The 18,202-nt window shown below is 38.6% G+C and carries 20 protein-coding genes; 3 read left to right on the forward strand and 17 right to left on the reverse strand.

Annotation, left to right across the window (positions count from 1 at the left end; all coding sequences use genetic code 11):
- Positions 1–119: 119 nt before the first annotated feature.
- The gene (locus tag C7B89_RS06430) at positions 120–1,235 is read left to right on the forward strand and encodes a methionine biosynthesis PLP-dependent protein (protein WP_026023403.1); all 1,116 of its coding nucleotides are present in this window, start codon (positions 120–122) and stop codon (positions 1,233–1,235) included.
- 3 nt (positions 1,236–1,238) lie between these two features.
- The gene (locus C7B89_RS06435) at positions 1,239–2,399 is read left to right on the forward strand and encodes an aminotransferase class I/II-fold pyridoxal phosphate-dependent enzyme (RefSeq protein ID WP_048392380.1); all 1,161 of its coding nucleotides are present in this window, start codon (positions 1,239–1,241) and stop codon (positions 2,397–2,399) included.
- 52 nt (positions 2,400–2,451) lie between these two features.
- On the opposite strand, the gene C7B89_RS06440 is transcribed toward C7B89_RS06435, so the two are convergent.
- Entirely contained in the window at positions 2,452–2,880 is a 429-nt protein-coding gene (locus tag C7B89_RS06440) for an NUDIX hydrolase (protein WP_004231389.1), read from the reverse strand.
- A gap of 69 nt (positions 2,881–2,949) precedes the next feature.
- Between C7B89_RS06440 and C7B89_RS06445 the strand changes: the two genes are divergently transcribed.
- Positions 2,950–3,441 (forward strand): GNAT family N-acetyltransferase, encoded by a 492-nt coding sequence (locus tag C7B89_RS06445; protein ID WP_004231387.1) that lies wholly within the window; start codon positions 2,950–2,952, stop codon positions 3,439–3,441.
- 30 nt (positions 3,442–3,471) lie between these two features.
- On the opposite strand, the gene C7B89_RS06450 is transcribed toward C7B89_RS06445, so the two are convergent.
- The 16 genes from C7B89_RS06450 to C7B89_RS06525 form a co-directional block, all read right to left on the reverse strand.
- On the reverse strand, positions 3,472–3,810 hold the full coding sequence (locus C7B89_RS06450; protein WP_115673344.1) for a cupin domain-containing protein: 339 nt from the start codon (positions 3,808–3,810) through the stop codon (positions 3,472–3,474).
- 20 nt (positions 3,811–3,830) lie between these two features.
- Positions 3,831–4,367 carry a hypothetical protein gene (locus tag C7B89_RS06455; RefSeq protein WP_066036256.1) on the reverse strand — a complete coding sequence of 179 codons (537 nt, stop codon included), beginning with the start codon at positions 4,365–4,367 and terminating at the stop codon, positions 3,831–3,833.
- Between the two features lie 119 nt (positions 4,368–4,486).
- On the reverse strand, positions 4,487–4,639 hold the full coding sequence (locus C7B89_RS06460) for a YpzG family protein (protein WP_004231380.1): 153 nt from the start codon (positions 4,637–4,639) through the stop codon (positions 4,487–4,489).
- A 108-nt stretch (positions 4,640–4,747) separates the two neighbouring features.
- On the reverse strand, positions 4,748–5,920 hold the full coding sequence (locus C7B89_RS06465) for an amidohydrolase (RefSeq protein WP_048392375.1): 1,173 nt from the start codon (positions 5,918–5,920) through the stop codon (positions 4,748–4,750).
- Positions 5,921–5,937: 17 nt separating this feature from the next.
- Positions 5,938–7,125, reverse strand: coding sequence for a hypothetical protein (locus tag C7B89_RS06470; protein ID WP_115673345.1), 1,188 nt, complete (start codon positions 7,123–7,125; stop codon positions 5,938–5,940).
- 224 nt (positions 7,126–7,349) lie between these two features.
- A complete protein-coding gene (locus tag C7B89_RS06475; protein WP_054549218.1) occupies positions 7,350–7,664 on the reverse strand; it encodes a DUF3784 domain-containing protein in 315 nt (104 codons plus the stop codon).
- Between the two features lie 11 nt (positions 7,665–7,675).
- A complete protein-coding gene (locus C7B89_RS06480; protein WP_115673346.1) occupies positions 7,676–8,959 on the reverse strand; it encodes an alpha/beta hydrolase in 1,284 nt (427 codons plus the stop codon).
- 13 nt (positions 8,960–8,972) lie between these two features.
- Positions 8,973–10,052, reverse strand: a complete 1,080-nt coding sequence (locus C7B89_RS06485) for a DUF1648 domain-containing protein (RefSeq protein ID WP_054549217.1) — start codon at positions 10,050–10,052, stop codon at positions 8,973–8,975.
- Between the two features lie 7 nt (positions 10,053–10,059).
- The gene (locus tag C7B89_RS06490) at positions 10,060–10,437 is read right to left on the reverse strand and encodes a GntR family transcriptional regulator (RefSeq protein WP_009370283.1); all 378 of its coding nucleotides are present in this window, start codon (positions 10,435–10,437) and stop codon (positions 10,060–10,062) included.
- A gap of 539 nt (positions 10,438–10,976) precedes the next feature.
- On the reverse strand, positions 10,977–11,354 hold the full coding sequence (locus tag C7B89_RS06495; protein WP_112118372.1) for a carboxymuconolactone decarboxylase family protein: 378 nt from the start codon (positions 11,352–11,354) through the stop codon (positions 10,977–10,979).
- Between the two features lie 203 nt (positions 11,355–11,557).
- Positions 11,558–12,937: an argininosuccinate lyase gene (argH, locus tag C7B89_RS06500; protein ID WP_009370279.1), complete on the reverse strand. Its 1,380-nt coding sequence runs from the start codon at positions 12,935–12,937 to the stop codon at positions 11,558–11,560.
- 81 nt (positions 12,938–13,018) lie between these two features.
- Positions 13,019–14,212: an argininosuccinate synthase gene (locus C7B89_RS06505; RefSeq protein ID WP_004231366.1), complete on the reverse strand. Its 1,194-nt coding sequence runs from the start codon at positions 14,210–14,212 to the stop codon at positions 13,019–13,021.
- A 287-nt stretch (positions 14,213–14,499) separates the two neighbouring features.
- A complete protein-coding gene (locus C7B89_RS06510; protein WP_115673347.1) occupies positions 14,500–15,306 on the reverse strand; it encodes a CPBP family intramembrane glutamic endopeptidase in 807 nt (268 codons plus the stop codon).
- A 74-nt stretch (positions 15,307–15,380) separates the two neighbouring features.
- Positions 15,381–16,175 (reverse strand): MerR family transcriptional regulator, encoded by a 795-nt coding sequence (locus C7B89_RS06515; RefSeq protein WP_115673348.1) that lies wholly within the window; start codon positions 16,173–16,175, stop codon positions 15,381–15,383.
- 109 nt (positions 16,176–16,284) lie between these two features.
- A complete protein-coding gene (locus C7B89_RS06520; RefSeq protein ID WP_115673349.1) occupies positions 16,285–17,040 on the reverse strand; it encodes an SDR family NAD(P)-dependent oxidoreductase in 756 nt (251 codons plus the stop codon).
- Between the two features lie 8 nt (positions 17,041–17,048).
- Complete coding sequence (locus tag C7B89_RS06525) at positions 17,049–18,038, reverse strand: MBL fold metallo-hydrolase (RefSeq protein WP_208644727.1); 990 nt, start codon at positions 18,036–18,038, stop codon at positions 17,049–17,051.
- Positions 18,039–18,202: the final 164 nt, after the last annotated feature.

An 18,202-nucleotide genomic window follows, 5' to 3' on the forward strand; every position in this document is an offset into this window, starting at 1 on the left:
CAGAAATCACCTTGTTCTTCTTTAGTATCCATGTTAAATTGGTAACAATTATTGAGAATACTATTAAATTGAAAGCAAAAGTTGTTGCTTTTAATAATATTGAAGAAAAGAGTGACGTCATGACATTAAACAGAAGTATTGAAACAAAGCTTGTACAACTTGGTAATTTAAGTGACCCAGCAACAGGAGCTGTGAGCCCACCCATTCATTTATCGACTGCTTATAAACATACTGGGATTGGTGAATCTACTGGTTTTGACTATACACGTACAAAAAATCCAACACGTGCTCTTTTAGAAGCAGGAATTGCTGATTTAGAGGGTGGCGATATGGGCTTTGCCTGTAGTTCCGGGATGGCTGCCATTCAATTGGTGTTATCCCTATTTAAACCAGGCGATGAATTAGTCGTGCCAGATGATTTATATGGTGGTACATATAGACTTTTTAATTTCTTCCAAGATACTTATAATATTAAGCCTGTTTATTCAAAATTTGAATCGGTTGAACAGGTGGAAGCATTAATGAATGAAAATACACGTGCAATATTTATTGAAACACCAACAAATCCACTTATGCAGGAGTTTGATTTACAAGTGTATGCGGAGTTAGCACATAAGCATGGGGCATGGCTAATTGTGGATAATACTTTTTATACGCCTTACTTCCAACGCCCTATTGAATTAGGTGCAGATATTGTGCTTCATTCTGCAACGAAGTATATTGGTGGTCATAATGATGTTTTAGCTGGGCTAGTGGTTGCTAAAGGCACAGAATTAGCCGAACGCATTGGCTTTATTCATAATGGTAGTGGCATGGTGTTAGGAGCTATGGATTCATGGTTACTTATTCGTGGTCTAAAAACAATGCATCTACGCTTAAAGCAACATGATGCCAATGCGAAGGCGATTGCTGCTTACTTAGAGGAAGAAGAGTTAGTGACCGATGTCCTTTATACTGGAAAAGGTGGCATGCTGTCATTCCGCTTGCAAAAGCCTGAGTGGATTGACCCATTCCTTCGTAACTTAAAGTTAATTACTTTTGCTGAAAGTCTTGGCGGTGTCGAAAGCTTTATTACGTATCCTGCTACACAAACACATGCAGATATGCCTTATGAAGAGCGTGTGGAGCGTGGCGTTTGTGATCGTTTATTACGCTTCTCTGTTGGCATTGAGGAAGCAGAAGATTTAATTGCAGACTTACGACAAGTGTTTGATATCCTTAGAAAAGAGGCGTAATTGATGAAGCAACGTATTGAAACAAGCCTCATTCACGCAGGTGTTCGTGATGGCTATAGTAATAAAAAAGGGGCTGTTAATGTCCCGATGTATCTGTCGTCTACTTTCCATCAAGAAAGTATAGATGAATTTGGAGAATATGATTATGCTCGTTCAGGCAACCCTACAAGAGATGCGTTAGAAAAAGCTGTAGCAGAGCTTGAGGGAGGCGTTCGTGCCCATGCATTTTCATCTGGTATCGCTGCCGTATCAGCAGCATTAATGCTGTTATCGCAGGGAGATCATATCGTCATGACTGAAGATGTTTATGGTGGAACCTATCGTTTTGTAACAAAGGTGTTGCCGCGCTTTGGGATTTCCCATACATTTGTAGATTTTACGGATCTAGCAGCTGTAGAAGCAGCAATCACGCCAGCTACAAAACTACTTTATATGGAAACACCATCAAATCCAACGTTAGGCATTACAGATATTCGTGGTGTAGTGGCGCTTGCCAAGCAACACCACTGCCTTACATTCTTGGATAATACTTTTATGACACCGTTACACCAACGCCCACTAGAACTTGGTGTAGATGTCGTCATTCATAGTGCAACGAAGTTTTTATCTGGACATTCTGATATTATTGCTGGCTTAACGGTTACTGCCGATGAAAAGCTAGGTCAGGATCTCTACTTTATCCAAAATTCATTCGGTAATATTTTAGGTGTACAGGATTCATTCACACTACTACAAAACATCAAAACAACAGATGTACGTTTTAGTCGTTCTGCTGAATCTGCACAAAAAATTGCTGTGTATTTGGCTAGCAATCCACTAGTTGAACAGGTCTACTATCCAGGGCTTGCTTCACACCCAGGCTACGCTATTCATCAACGTCAAAGCACAAGTCCTGGGGCCGTTTTATCCTTCCGACTACCAAGCTATGCAGCTGCAAAGGCATTGGTTGAGGCGATGACAATTCCAGTATTTGCGGTCTCTCTTGGAGGAGTAGAATCTATCCTTTCTTACCCTGCAAAAATGAGTCATGCTGCTATGGAGCCTGAAGAGCGTGCTAAACGAGGCATCACAGATGGTCTTCTACGTTTTTCTGTAGGACTTGAGCATGTTGATGATTTAATTGCTGATTTTGCACAAGCCCTAGAGATTGCTGCCAAGGCTTAATTGAATCAACATAAAAACCGCGTCCAATTGACGCGGTTTTATTATAATAGGTTCAATTTCTCACCTTTGCTAACAATCGGTATAAATAATCGCCATGCCCCTTTGCTAGCAGGGCATCTTGCTCAGCTGAAATCCAATAGAATGAAAAGATTAAATCCCCTTCGTTTAAGCCTGTTGGATGATGTTGCCATGCATCCCGTGTTTCATCGGATGTTAAATGATAAAAATACCGTTTCTGTAAAACACCTGATGGATGATTAAAATAATCCTGTGCTATTAGCGCTTGAACGACAAGTGTGGTTAGACCTGTTTCTTCTAGCATTTCACGTTTCACAGCATCTAAAGGTGTTTCCCCTTCCTCAACCGTACCTTTGGGCACCTGGATACCTGCCCCAACTGAATTCTGTTCAAATACGAGTACCTGTAATTGATCCTCATGCGTTCTCGTGATATAGCCAAAAGCTTTTTCAATTACTTGCATGAAAGTGACCCCCTTTGAATGATTGAATGTTACAATAAAGAGAAAAATTGGAATAGCAGGTGAAAAGTGTTGACACTTATTATACGACAGATGCAAGAAAATGACATTACTTTTGTACAAGAAATTGCTAGAATAAGCTGGCATCATACATACGAAGGAATCATTCCACGTGACATTCAAGATCGTTTTTTACAACTAGCTTATAGTCGAGAACGATTAATCGAACGTCTTATCAATAGTCCGTTTCTCGTTGCAATTTTTGATGAATGGCTAGTAGGCTTTGCTAATTTTTCAAATGTAACACAAGGTGAGGCGGAGCTACATGCGATTTATTTACATCCTGATATGCATGGTAAGGGCGTGGGTACTGCACTTTTACAGGAAGGACTACGCATGCTCCCAAATCTATCGTCTTTATTTGTTTGTGTAGAGAAAGAAAATAAACTTGGTATGCATTTTTATCAAGCAAAGGGATTTGTAGCAATAGAAGAATTTGATGAACAATTTGATGGCCATCTACTTAAAACAGTTAAATTGGTTAAACAATATGAAAAAGTGTAACGGTTCTTGCAACTACCGTTACACTTTTATTTATGTAAGATTTATCTGCTCCGCTTGGATAACAAGTGCTGTTAAGCCCGTTATACTACCAGATTCATGTGCCTGTCCTTGAAGCCATAGTACTCCCTGTCCTGTTTTTATCGTGATTTTTTCACCATCTTCACCTCTAATCCATCCCTCTCCATTAATAACGATAAATAGCTGTGGAATGGGGGCTTCATGCAAACCAACCACACCGCCAGACTCAATATAGATGAAGCCGATCGTCGTAGGTACTTCCGTTTTCGTAATTTTTCTATAAAATGTATCGATGGATTGGTATTGATGAATTGGATTTGCTAAATCTTGTGTAAATTGTATGAGTTGCATTTCGCGAAAATCCCTTCCTATTAGGCTAGTTCTTCTTCAGCAAATGCTAAAAGTGTTCCATCTTCTTTTTTAAAATAAAAAGCAAATGCATCATAGCCATTTCTTTTAATCGTTTCCCAGTTAGTGGTTTCTCCATTTATAAGTTGAACATTTTCTTGTTCATCTACCTCATAGTCGTCTATTTCTCCGTCATAGTCGATGTTATAGAAAAATGATAATACGACTTTTGTTTCGGGTAAATTATATTTTTCTAGAGGACGGTTGTCACGGTGATTCTCTGTATACGCCTCACAAAATAGCGCATTATAACCATGTAGAGTTGCATCAAAGAGCAAAATTTCCTCGGCAGATAAAGGATCTTTAGCAACGATTCTAGCGGTTGAGCCTGTAATATAAGGCATTTCCTCCCCTTCAATCATTAGCAAATCACCGTAATACCAAATTTCAAATTGTTCATTGCCTGCACTAGAATGAAGCTGAAACTGGGATTCAACGTCATCTATAATTTGGACGTTTCCTGCAAATTGCTGTAGATAAATGGGAATAGGATTAATCATAGCTTTGCTCTCCTTTTCTGTTAGAAATTACTTCCTTACAATATAATACATCTTTCTTAGTCATAAAGAAAAACCCAGAATTTTTTCTGGGCTTGATGACACTTACTTTTCTAGCATGATTAAAACTGACGGGCCTTTGCTTCACTTCGCAAGAGACGGTTATGGAGAGTAATCTCCGTTTCACCATTTACTTGCGATTTTGATCGCTTAATCCTTGACCAGTTGCGGTGGATTTTTTGAGATTTGGGGTCTAGTTGTTCGAACCTACTCATTTTTCATCCTCCTCATCATTATAGATTTCATAAGTGAAATCTTCTTTATTATGACCAGCTAAGGTGAATTTATACTAATTTCATAAGAAGCTTAGTTACTTCACTTTATTAGTTTTCGCTTAACCAAGTTAACGCATATTGTACATATAATTCGGCTCCAACGCGCAAACCATCTTCATCGATATTAAAATGGCCGTTATGATGTGCCCAGCGTGTATCCTTTTCTGTATTGCCTGAGCCTACTAGAGCAAAACAGCCAGGTACTTCATCTAAGTAAAAGCTAAAGTCTTCTCCACCCATTGTAGGATCATCAATATGATAAGCATCCGCGCCAAAATGTTCAGCTGCAAGGCGCTCGACTAAGCTGGCACTCGCCACATCATTGTTGACGGCTTGTGTACCATATTCATAAACGACCTCTGCTGTGCCACCATAAAGTGAGGCAATCTGGTCAGCATAATGACGAATTTGCGTTTCGATATGTGAACGAACCTCTTTATCAAAACAACGCACAGTCCCTTCTAAAATGGCATCTTCTGCAATTACATTAAAGCGTGTGCCAACCTCCATTTTTCCAATTGTAAGAACGGCAGGTTGAAGTGGATTGACTGTACGTGCCACAACTGTTTGGACATTCAAAGCAAACGTTGAAGCAATCATCACGGCATCAATGGCATCATGTGGGACTGCGGCATGACCGCCCTGCCCTTTAAAGCGCACTTTGAAAATATCAGCAGAGGCAAAGGCAGGACCTTTATTACACTGAATTTTCCCTGTGTCAATTTGTGACCAAATATGAATACCAAAGACGTTATCTACACCTTTCATTGCTCCTTGCTCTACCATCGCTTTTGCGCCTGTAGCTACTTCTTCCGCTGGTTGGAAAATAAAACGAACTGTTCCCTCAATTTCTTCTTGTACCGTATGTAATGTCTTAGCTGCAATCAGCAACATGGCTGTATGCGCATCATGACCACAGGCATGCATCTTACCATCCGTTTTAGAGCGATACGGAATATCTTCTCGTATTTCATAAACTGATAATGCATCCATATCTGCACGTAAGGCAACGGTTTTTCCTTCCTTGCCCCCTTTTAACTCCGCAATAATGCCTGTTGGCTCTGTTCGTCTATACGGAATACCAAGGTTCTCTAAATATGCTGCTACATAATTCGTTGTTTCATATTCTTCCCAAGAAAGCTCTGGCTCACTGTGCAATTTTTGACGAATTGCCACAAGCTCACTATTTAATTCCGCAATAATTTCTTTCATTTTATTCATGCTGACTCTCTCCTTCTTTATAGCCAATTGACAAAAATACCCGCTAAAATCACAGATGTTATCGTTACACTAATGAAACCTCCCACAAGCATCGGTGGTAACATATGACTTAACAGCATTTCTCGTTCTTTTTGATCGGCTGTGGACGATTTCACTACTTCATTCGTTAAAATATAATCTGCTGGGAACCCATAGAGCGCTGTTAAGGATACAGCAAACGCTAAATTCGGGCTGACCTTTAAAACTTTTCCTGCGATGAAAGAGAAAATATACATACCAATGACTGCTAAGACAATAGACACTACTAATGGCACAATAATACGCATCAGCATTTCAGGGGAAGCCTGTTTTAAGCCATCAAATATAAAGAGCATTAACCCCATAATGGCAAAACCGAAGCCATTTGCTTTTTGCAATGGTTGTCTTTCTAAAAAACCAAATGTCGATGCAAGGACACCAAACACTAGGCATAGCACTAACGCATTGACTGTCACAACAGGTGCTAATGCTGTAGATGTACCATACGCTAATAATCCAACAAGCGCTAAACGGAAAAATTTAAAGTATTCTGTATTGTACTTGGTAGGAATTTTACTAAATAATTTTGGTTGCTCAGATGCCTGTTCAACATCTTCCTCTACCTGTGTTACCGATTGTATATTCCCTTGCTGATGTTCTTTTAATAAACGTTTTGCTTCACGCTTCAATACAATGGACGTGATGGGATATCCTGCAAAACCTTGAATAACATAAATTACAATGGCAAAGACGGCTAAATCCTCTAAGCCAGCTGCAGAAGCGCCTTCTGACATCACTAGCGCTGCCACAACACCACCGACTAATGGTGGAACTGCAACAATCATCGTTTTTAAATCAAATAGCAAGGCTCCAATTGTAAATAATATGGCGATGATGCCTACAATACCAGCTAAAGAAATAACGATGGCTTTCCACTGGTTTTTCAATTCCTTAAGGGACAGAAGTGTACCCATATTCGTAATTAATAAATACATTAACATCGTGGCAACGACTGGACCAATCCCGGCAATACTAACAATATCTTTCGGGAAGAATGTCCAATAGCCAATTAAAAATAATACCGCACAGACGAACACAGATGGAATCCACGCCTTCGTTCTTGTTGCTACGATATCTCCGATGTAAAGAATAGCAAGTACTATCGTCAGTGCTAACATTTGCGACATATCAAAGAATTCTCCTAACTTAGTAATTTTTTAATGTCATCTATAATAATACTAATTATTCTTAAAATTCTATTTTTACAGAAAAGAAGAAAAACAGCGCATGAACGAGCATATTCGTGACACTAAAATTACGGTTTTCCAAATATTTAGATTTTAAAGAATTTTCATAAATCGCTTACAAAAAAATAGAACCATTATAAAATGGTTCTACTTTTTCTTACATGCTATTTTTTGAAACGATTACCTGTGTTCGCATAGATCAATAAAAATATCGTAAGGGCGACAAAAAGTACAAGACCTACATGAAATAACCATTGTGTATGGAAAAATTCGTTTAGTATCCATAAAAGTACACAAAAACAGTAGCCATACATCATTTTTCCCATAAATCTTGCCAGTGCCTTTTCATCATATTGTTCTTTATCTTCCTGTGCCATCGTATGAAAGCCTTCAAGTAGAAAAGCTCCTTTACCTTGCGATAGAACAATGGCGAAGATGAGAAACGGCAGCATGATTATTAAATAGACAAGTACTCCCAAGGTTAATCATCCTACTTTTCATTTTTAATAAATTGCTCAATTGCTGGTAGTAATTCTTCATGCAGTGGCAGCGAAGGGTCTGCATAGGTTGCTAAGTTTTTGGCGCGATCTGCCGGTGCCTTTTTCAATACGTGATTCATACCCGCTAGATAAAGTAATTTTGAGTCTTGTTTGCCTTTCTTCAATGCCTCAGCATCGGCTTCCTTCACTTGTAAATCCGTTGTTCCTTGTACTAGCAATACACGGCTTTTTACTTTTGCAAGCTCATTAGCAGGTTGATATTTTAGCAAGGAAATCAGGAAAGGCTGTACAGATGGACGGAAAAGGGCCTGTAGCTCTGGCGAAATATTTTTCACTTGCTCCCCTTGCTTTAAAGCTGTCAAAATATTCGTGGATTCATTAAAAAGCTTTGGTGCTAATTGACCTTTTAATTGCTCTAAAAGCACTTCATCTAACGATCTACCTGCACCGGCAATGGAGACAAAGGATGCTACGCCTGTCTTTTGAGCCGCGAGCAAACCAATGAGTGAGCCTTCGCTATGACCAATCACATGGACACTTGTGTAGGCTTTATCAGCCATCAATGTTTGGATAATTTGTACAGCATCATCAACGTATTGGTCAAACGTTCCATCCTCTTCCTTTGTTAAGAGCGCTTGATTGTCACCAAGTCCTCGCTTATCATAACGCACCGTCGCAATGCCCTGTTGTGCTAAACCTTCGGCCAACATTTTCAAGCTATTATTTTTTCCAGCCAAAGCCGAATTACCATCTTTATCAGTTGGCCCCGATCCTGCTATTATCAGTGCCACTGGTGATGGAGATGGAGAAGCCTTTTGTACAGCTACCGTTAAGTTACCGTTTTGAACGGGAATTTTTAATGTGTCATAGGTAACAGGTTGCTCTTTATAAGCCTTTAGTATTAAAGGAAATTTCCCACCATTTTGTTGAAATGTAGCCTCTATTTGTTCATTTTTGATTGTGCCATTAATGGCAATAGCAGAGCCGTTTAAATTTATGGACACTTTTACTTTATCACCTGTATACGTCACACTTTGAAATGGAAAATTAGATAAGCCCTGTGCTGGCACGGATAATGTACCACTTTCCTTCTTTAAATCGATAATAAGCGGTAATGGTCCATTTGGCGTTTCAATAGTTCCTTCCCATTTTCCAATAAACTGTTCATTCATTGCATTTGTCCCCTTTGATCCTTGATGTTGTGCAGTGACCTCTTTTTGCCCACAGGCAGCTAAAAGTAAAATTGTACAGCAAATCAATAACCATTTTTTCATCTAATCTTCCTTTCTATATGAAAATCACCAATAAAATTGGCAGTAACGTAATCGCTATTAAGATGTAACACCATTTGTTCGCGAAATTTACAGTCCAACCAATCCCGAACTTTTTAGGCACTAATAAGGATGGATCATTTTTATTGCAATAAAAAATACCCCATTTCCAGTATTGATCATCTGTGGCAGCTGTTTCATTTGTATGTACCTCATCAAAACGTTCATTACTTTTACTGAGCTTCCAAATGAACACTAGTAAACCACCCAACGTAACGACATTAAAGACAAGAAAAAGTGGGAAGAAGTAGGGAGCCGTTTGGTCTTGTAAAATAACAGTTGTATAGTGTAAAACAACAAATAGAATTGTCATACTAAAATTAATGGCTGCCAGGTACCAGCTTCCGTATTTACGCTGAGTTAACTCCCGATGAATGGATGCTTCTTTGGCCTGTGCACTTAATTGAATTTTGGCACTTTTCATGCCTTGACTCATCATGAAAAAACTAATTTGTATTGCCAATAATATAAGTGGCATACTGATGACTGAAAGCCGCGATTTTTGAGTCCAACCATCGACCTCTCCTGCCCCATTCCAATGTGTTGCGAAAACCTCAGGGATTGACTCATAGTTCATGTACGTAAAAGCGATTAATGCAAGTGTGATGATAATGGGTACACTAAAAAATATAGGTGATAATGTTTCCTCTTTCTGACGGATAGACAAATCTGTCACATATACTGTTTTTATTTGTGCCTCCCACTGCTCCTGCACCTTTAATTTTTTCGTTTTAGCATGATAACTCATGTAAAGACCTGATGATAAAAGGAGCATGACATACAAAAGGATAAAGGAAATTAAAGATACCTTCTCCTCTTGTATAGGTGAAAGATAGAGAGCGATTTGACCTACTAAGAATAAGCCAGCAATCCCTGCGATGATTTGGCTATAATGCTTCTTCCACAGCTTTAATTGTGGATGTTTGACATAAGGTTCGGGTATGGAAACACCAAAAACAAGTGTTTTTCTTGTTAAATGTGGTGTCATCATTTCCATAATTCCGACAATGATAAAGATGCCTACAATTATAAGCATACTACCCCTACTTCCATTGTTTTAAAATTCGCTGGAACAAACTTGTCATTTGCTCTTTCTCGAGGCCACGCGCAAAAGCCTCCGCCATGATAGGCTTCAAGGCATTTTCGACTTTTTCAACCTCCGTTTCTTCCAGCTCTCTCTTTTGACCACCAATAATGACCGCTTTTGCTTTCGGCTTCAATTCAATTAAGCCCTTCTCTTCAAGCTCATGATAACTTTTACTGACCGTGCTAACATTGATGCCTAGATCTGTAGCCATCGAACGTACAGATGGTAAAGTATCACCATTTTTCAGCTCACCTTGCGCAATGCATTCTATTATTTGATTGGCCAATTGTTTATATAGTTGCAATTCACTGTTTGGATCTAATTGTATTTGCATAATAACCCTCCAATCTGTATTGCTTGTAACCAAACAGAAATCTGTTATGTATAGAGTAATACAGATTTTCTTTAATGTCAAATGAAGGAATTTTTCATGGTGTTGAGTAGAGGTTTTTTCACAATAAGAGCGGGAGCCTTCCCTTAGTAGTGCTTTGAACTTCATTTAGAGCGGGCTCTCCTTCCTTAGGAGCGCTTTAAATTTCATTTAGAGCGGATCTTGAGTACTTTAGACCCCAAATAAGAAACAAAAAGGACCCAGAATAATTCTGGATCCATGGACACTTATTGCTTCTATTTGATTTTTAACTGATATGGTTTACACTTCTTCTTAATCTATAGCAAAACAGAATGTACTGTTTCACCTTTAGGCTTAAGATTTATGAAGCTTCAACCTTCAACAGTTGTGGCGGACTTTCCTGAGATTCTTGGTCTTTGGGTGTTTGACTATTACTACTCATTCTGCATCCTCCCCATCAGATTAGATTAATAAGTGGTTCCTCTCTTATTATGAGCCTTCTTCTATTTTTTATACATGCTTTAGCTTTTCTCTGCAAAGACTTGTTGGGCTATCGTTAAAGCATTTTGCACTCTTGGAAAACCGATGTAGGGTGCTAATTGTAAAAGTGCCTCGACCACTTCTGTCTGTGTCAAGCCTGCATGTAATCCACGCTGAATATGCGTTTTGGTTTGTGGTGCAGCACCTTGTGTAACTACCGCGGTTATCACGACGAGTGCTCGACTCTTTGCATCCAGCCCAGGCCGTGCATAGACATCACCGTAAGCAAATTCAATAATCATTTTGCGTAAATCGGGTGCTATATCGGCTAATGCATCGGATTCAATCATCCGTGCTGCTTCTTCTTCTGTCACATATTGTTTAATTGTTTCGAGCCCCTTTGTAAAACGTTCATTCATTTCTTCATCCCTCCTACATTTACTTATACAAAAACCCCAATTCCGCGTCTCCAGAATTGGGGATTGTCCTTCACATATGTAAGGTTCTCTTCTTCACGTCACCCTCTGGCTCAGTTGAAAAAGGATAAAGGTTTTCATAGTGCCTCACAGGACAGCTTTAATGAATATCTATGCAAAAAGTCACAAGGACATGCACGCAAAAATTAAATGGCTACAAGACAGGCTTTCGCTTTTTCAATTTGGATTTTTACTTGTTCAAAGCCAGTACCACCTAAGGAATGGCGGCGACGAACAGCAGCTTCTGGCGCTAGTACATCATAAATATCCGCTTCAATTAACGTACTTTCTTGCTGCATTTCTTCCAATGGCAAGTCTAATAAATAAATGCCCTTTTGAATACATGTAAAGACAAGCTTACCAGTCACCTCATGTGCCTCACGGAATGGCATTCCCTTTGTAGCAAGGTAATCTGCTAGCTCCGTTGCATTTGAAAAATCAGCGTGAACAGCCTGATGTAAGCGTTCCGTGTTGACAGTCATTGTACGAACCATACCTTCAAAGATTTTAAGGGAACCAAGAATCGTATGAACAGTGTCAAACATCCCCTCTTTGTCCTCCTGCATATCTTTGTTATATGTTAATGGTGTGCCTTTTAACACCGTTAATAAGCCCATTAGATTCCCATAAACACGCCCTGTTTTACCACGAATAAGCTCTGCCATATCTGGGTTTTTCTTTTGTGGCATAATCGAAGAACCTGTTGAGAAGGCATCATCCAGTTCGATAAATTTAAATTCATCTGTAGACCAGATAATAATTTCCTCAGCAAAGCGTGATAAATGCGCCATAAGTAAGGAGGAATGACTTAAAAATTCCACGATAAAATCACGATCACTTACAGCATCCATGGAGTTTGCGTAAACCTCGCTAAACCCTAATAACTCTGCTGATTTTAAACGGTCAATCGGGAAAGTTGTCCCTGCCATTGCCCCAGCACCTAAAGGTAAAATATCAATACGTTTTATGGATTCTGTAAAACGTTGTTTATCACGCTCTAGCATCCAAAAATAAGCCATTAAATGGTGTGCAAAGGAAATTGGCTGTGCACGTTGTAGATGCGTATAACCTGGTGCAATCGTTTCAATATGCTCTTGTGCTTTGTCTAATAGTGTTTGTTGGAACGTCACAATTAAATCAATTGCTTCCTGCACACGCTTTTTCAAGAAAAGATGCATATCCGTTGCTACTTGGTCATTTCGGCTACGTCCTGTATGTAGTTTGCCACCGACAGGACCTATTAAATCAATTAACATTTTTTCTAAATTTAAGTGTATATCTTCATTGGCAACGCTAAATTCTAGCTCACCTGCAATTGCCTTATCTTTTAATTGGGCAAGACCACCTAGTATGGCCTCTACATCAGCTGCCGGTAAAATTCCTGTGGCACCAAGCATTGTGACATGTGCAACACTACCTTCAAGGTCCTCTAGCACAAGTTGCTGGTCAAAGCCAATGGATGCGCCAAATTCGTCTACCCATGCTTCTGCTGATTTTTGGAAACGTCCACCCCAAAGTTTTGTCATGTCAGCTCACCTTTTCCTCGATTACTTATCAAAAGGTGTAGTATAAGCTCAAATGCCTCACCACACCTTGCTTGTTCAACATTACTTTTTATTCACAGATGAGTTCACTACAGTTGGTAGCCCCCATAACTCGATAAAGCCTACAGCGGAAGCATGATTGAATTGATCTTCCTTCGAGTATGTTGCTAGCTTTTCACTGTATAATGAATTTGGTGATTTACGTCCTTCTACAATCGCATGTCCTTTAAATAGTTTCACACGTACTGTACCATTCACATATTGTTGTGTTTGCGCAAGGAATGCTTCCAGAGCATCACGTAATGGTGAGAACCATAGACCGTCGTAAATTAATTCGGATAGTTTTTTCTCGATTACTGGCTTGAAGTGTGCTAATTCTTTTACAAGCGTTAAGTCCTCAAGCTCTTTATGCGCTGTTAACAGCACTTTTGCACCTGGAATTTCATAAACCTCACGAGATTTAATACCAACTAAACGATTTTCAACGTGATCGATACGTCCTACACCATGAGCACCTGCTACTGCATTTAATTCTTGAATTAAATCAGCAAGCTTCATTTCTTTTCCATTTAATGCTACTGGTTTACCAGCTACAAACTCGATTTCCACATACTCTGCTTCATTCGGTGCATTTTCAACAGAAACAGTTAAGCCATAAGCTTCTTCTGGTGGTGACACCCATGGGTCTTCCATAATGCCAGCTTCATTCGCACGGCCCCATAGGTTTTGGTCGATTGAGAATGGTGAATCCAATGTTGCAGGAATCGGTACATTATGCTTCATTGCATATTCGATTTCCTCATCACGGCTCCAGCCCCACTCACGTACTGGTGCTAATACCTCTAAATCTGGATTTAATGCTTTAATCGATACTTCAAAACGAACTTGGTCATTCCCTTTACCTGTGCAACCATGCGCAACAGCATCTGCGCCTACTTGATTAGCAATCTCTACTAGTTTTTTCGAGATAAGTGGACGGGAAAGTGCTGATACTAATGGATACTTTTGCTCATACCAAGTATGTGCTTGTAAAGAAATTAATGCATACCCTTCAGCAAATTCGTCTTTCGCATCTACCATATAAGATTCAATCGCTCCTACTTGAAGAGCTTTATTTTTTACGAATTCAAGATCTTTCCCTTCGCCAACGTCAAGACATACTGCAATTACGTCCCAACCTTGTTCTTTTAACCATGGAATTGCTACCGAAGTATCAAGTCCACCTGAATAAGCTAATACCACTTTTTTATTTGCCATTAAAAATGCGCCTCCATTGCTCTATCGATATGTATGTTTATACATTCATTTAAAAGTTTATACACGAATAGTATCATGTTATAAAAATAAATACAAGTGTATTTTTATAAATTCATAGACTTTTATTTTTATTGTCAAAAGTAAGTCGTTCCTTGTATAAGGTTGACAAGAAATCCATGGCAATTCACTCGAAAAAACGTTTTTTTACTATATATATAAATGTATACTATATAAATTTAGCAACGGACGAAAAAAAGAATCCATGATACAAACTGGATTCTTTCTAGTTACTTGGCTGATTGTATCTTATACAATACTTTTTTAGGATTAATCAAAATAAGTAGAACGGCCACCGCCGAATATAAAATGGCATTATACATAATTAAATCAATTAGGTTTCCATTAATGGAGCCGATAAAAAAATTAAAGAGCTGATGAATAATAATAGGAATGATTAAATTCTGATTGATCGTATAAAATACTGTCATGATGATGGTTGTAGCTATAATCGTTAACATAAAGAAGAAGCTATATTTGATCAAATCCATTCCCATAAACCCTGTTGTAAGCCATATCGGTAAATGCCACATTCCCCACCAAAAGCCTATGATAATTGAAGCTATTAATGGCGAATACTTCTTTTGCAGCTCCAGCAGTGCAAAGCCCCTCCATCCTAACTCCTCACCCAGTGGTCCTGACAAAAGCGTTTTAACAAAATAAAAACTGAGCATGCCCCATGAAGACAGCGTAAAAATAGAGTTTTCTTCATAATTATTCATGATTTGAAACAAGATCATGATAAAGATAGCTGTTTGTATCATCACGATTAAAACAATTACTGAAAGTGACAATTTGTTTTTGAATTTTTGTTTGACAAAGTGGATAAAACGTTGCCCAGGATAGATTCTTGGAAATAGTAACGCAAAGGCAAAGGTGGATGACCAAGCCGATAGACAGCGTACGGTATCAAATAGCCAAGTAGGATAGCCTAATAGCTTGACGGCTCCTACAACACAGAAAAGTGGCCAAAAAATAATATTGGTTAAAATAATAAAGCTTGCTACTGGTTTTTTTAATTTCTTTTTTCTACGCAAGTAGATCCCCCATTTCATCTGAATATCTTCAGCATAAACCTAGGGGTTGCTCACAGGTCAAACCCATTTTGCCATTATTTTATCGGTACATACATTTCTAAAAAAATACGTTCAAGCCCTTCTTCATAAGTGGTAAGCAATAAGTTGATATAAACAAGCCCTAAAAGCTCATAGCCATTTTCCTTAGCTACTTTTCTTATACCAGCCTCTACTTTATTGTCTGTATTTTTGCCACCTGTTGACCAGCGCCCATCTTCAATAACTGTATAAAGACATTTGGGATGCGCTAAAACTTCACCTTTAATTGGATGATCGCTATTTTCTACTTTCCTGACAACCATAAATTTATTTTCGAGCATTCCGCTATCATCGAATCTAATAACTCTTCTTAGAGAAGTAAGAATTACCGCTTTCTTTATACTGTCTGCATTTTCTTTTAGCGAATCATATTCATCATAGGCTGTATAATGATCTATTACGCCCATTATTTCTAATGGTTTCATTTCCTTTATAGTATAGGTGCCTAGATATTGGCTAATTTTTTGACAATCCTCTTTTACAAGCTGGAGCTTTTTTAATTGTAGCTTTTTATAAGCTATTTCCTCTAACATTACTTGTTCTTTTTCTACTAACAATGATTGGATGCCCTCTATACTCTTGCCCTTTCTCAATTCCTGAATCTTTTTGATTTCAAAATCAATTTCTCTATAAAAATTGATTGTTGTGATATCGTATATATCAAAATGATTGTATGTTCTATACCCATTTTCACTATTTTGCTGGGGCTTTACTAATCCCTTTTCTTCATAAAATTTTAAGGTATCTCTAGAAACTCCTAAAAATTTTGCAACTTGACCAATTGTATACATCTATGTCTCCTTTTCAACTCTTCCTTTTTACTACTATAGCTACAATTATATGTAAATATGAAAAAACCGTAGACATGCACGTGAAGCATGTTTACAGTTTCAAATGTTGTTATTTCTTATGGAAAAATGATTTGCCTAGCCATTCAATGGTTGCAGGGGCTAATGCATACAATTTACTCGACAATCCCATAATTCTAGGTAGATTAATCTCACGAACAGGACGATCAATCGTTTTCACTGTCTCTTGAGCTACTTCCTCCGCTGACAATAAAAAGCGCCCTAAGGATTCTCGGTAGCCACTTGTATCATTGGCTTTATCTAAAAATGGTGTATCAATGGGACCAGGATGGATGGCTGTCACTTTTACATTGTACGGAGCTAATTCCATACGCAATCCATTGGTAAAACCGACAATAGCATGTTTCGTCGCAGCATAGACACTCGCTTTTGGTGTGGCCACCTTCCCAGCCTGAGAACCAATGAATATTAAATGGCCCTGTTTGCGCTCTATCATCTTAGAGGCTAATCGTTTGGCAAGATAAATGGGTACGCTAACATTTAATTCGATCATTTGCGCAATATCCTCATCCTGTAAAGCAGGGGCTACAGCAAACTTCCCTACACCTGCTGAAAGAATCACTACATCAATCGGTGGTAGCTGCGCACAAACATCATCAAGTGTATGTAGATTGGTTAAATCCGCTTGGATCACTTGAGCACCTAAACGCTCTAGCACCTTTAGTGCAACGGCATTGCGACCTGTGGCATAAACAATATGCCCTTGAGCTACTAGTAATTCAGTTATTTTTAAGCCAACCCCACTTGTAGCTCCTGTCACAAAGATTGTTTTGTTAGGATGTTTCATGTATAAACCTACTTCCTTTGAAATAAATAGATACCTGCTTCTGTCTTTGTTGACGTAATATACTCATTGGCCTCTAGGTAATCTAAATGACCAAGTGTTTTAGATAAAGTTAAACCAAGCTGATGCTGGAAGATAGCCGGATACAAGCGTTTTGTTACTTGGACAACTGTTAATTGATCATCGCCTAATAATTCAAAAACTTTCATTGATTGTTGGTGCTGTCGCTCTAATCGTTTAACAATTAACAACGGAATATCCTCTAGCTCTGCTCCATGCCCTGTATGCATCATTTTGACAGGTAATTGACGTAGAATTTCAAGGGATGCATTATATTGTAGTAAAGATTTTGTACGTCCTACAGTACGATCCAATGGTGGCTCTATTAATGGATTGGGCGTTATTTTTTCAAGCAATAAATCTCCACCAATCACATGATGAGTTTTTTCATCCCAAAAAATGAAGTGACTTTGTGCGTGACCTAATGTTTCGATTGCCTTTAATCCTGGATGCCCAGGAACTTCATCTCCATCTTCCAAAATTTGCGTTAATGGTCGTTCCCCTACAAGTTCCAATTCACGACGAACATGGACACTTTTTGCAATATATTCTTGTGGTACCCCATGCTCCAATAAACGTTCACTGTAAAATTGTTCATGATAGCGTAAAAAGTCTTCATCATGACGAAGCCATTTGTCATTATAGGCATGCCCTAAAATTTCTGCATATGGAAAAGCATCGACCCATCCCGCATGATCTGGATGATGATGGGTTAACACAACCTGTTCAATATCTTGCATGTCAAAGCCTGCTGCTCGAATCCCCCATTTTAAAGCATCATAGGCTTCCATTGTTTTTGGGCCAACATCAAAAATGCTAAGTGCATCGCCTTTTACAATAAATGCATTGACATCTCCTACTGCATAGGGTGTTGGTATTTCTATTTTGTATATAGACAAAGTTGTCTCCCCCTTTTCACGCACTTGTGAATACTGATTCATTCTATTTTACAAGTTTTTTCTGTTTTCGTCATCCTCCTGTTGACAGGTTGCCTATTCCTCACTATAATTTTGAATAATCTAATTATTTATGTGCGTTGAAGAAGACGAGTACGTATCTGGTGAAGGTGTTAGAGAGTGTTACATTTGCTGAGAGTAACATCACC

The organism is Lysinibacillus capsici, from assembly GCF_003367505.1.
Taxonomy (GTDB): domain Bacteria; phylum Bacillota; class Bacilli; order Bacillales_A; family Planococcaceae; genus Lysinibacillus; species Lysinibacillus capsici.